The organism is Variovorax sp. P4_D9, assembly GCF_056401695.1.
Genome location: NZ_JBFUIU010001658.1, coordinates 1 through 749, shown reverse-complemented (window position 1 = coordinate 749; position 749 = coordinate 1). Strand labels below are relative to the sequence as shown.

The window sequence follows — 749 nt, the reverse complement described above, 5'->3', positions numbered from 1 at the left end:
GATGATGGCGCAGCAACATCGCCAGCAGCTTGTCGCCATCGAGCCGGTCGGTCTTGGCCCGCCTGGCGTGTCGGTTCACCTCGATGCTGGAGGAGTCGACCACGATGTTGTCGACACCCTGCTCGACCAGCCAGCGGTGCAGCCACCAGCCGTCGCGCCCTGCTTCGTAGCATGAGTGCACCCCGGCCTGCGGCTCGAGCTTGCAGCGCTCCCGGGCCTTGCCGATGCAGTGCGCAACGGCGGCCGTGTCGCCGGCGTCCACGTTGTACCGACTCGCACCGCGGTGACCGTCACTGACGGTCAACTTCCACGATTTGTCACCGAGCTCGAAGCTCATGTACAGCTCGCCCGGGATCGCCGTATCCTCACGTTGTGGGACTGCTTGGGTTGTCGACATTTCCATCTCCTTTGGCAAGAAGTTAAGGAAATCCCGTTTTAGCTAAACGGGTCTCGCTCGGGTAGTCCCACATAGCATCTTCGGCCCGCGAAGCGGACAATTCAATGTGTCAAGTCGAAAGACGGCAGAGGGGCTGGAGTACCAATCCGGCTGCCTGGGTAGTGGACACTCGATTGGCCTTCGACACCGGGATGACGCCGGCCGCTGACGTCTCCGCTCGAGCAATTTGTCGCCGCGCGCAGGCGACGGGGAGCACTGTTCTTGGGAAAGGGCAATACTCGAAGTCGTACATCAGCAATCAATGTCGCTATTGGTCCGAGCGCATGCTCTGATGCACCTCCCGGCGCAGGTC

Annotated in this window: 1 pseudogene; it reads right to left on the bottom strand. The window is 61.7% G+C overall.

From position 1 onward, the window contains the following. Positions 1–397: pseudogene (locus AC1DY5_RS57600) on the bottom strand (IS110 family RNA-guided transposase); the annotation flags it as partial. Between the last annotated feature and the right edge of the window lie 352 nt (positions 398–749).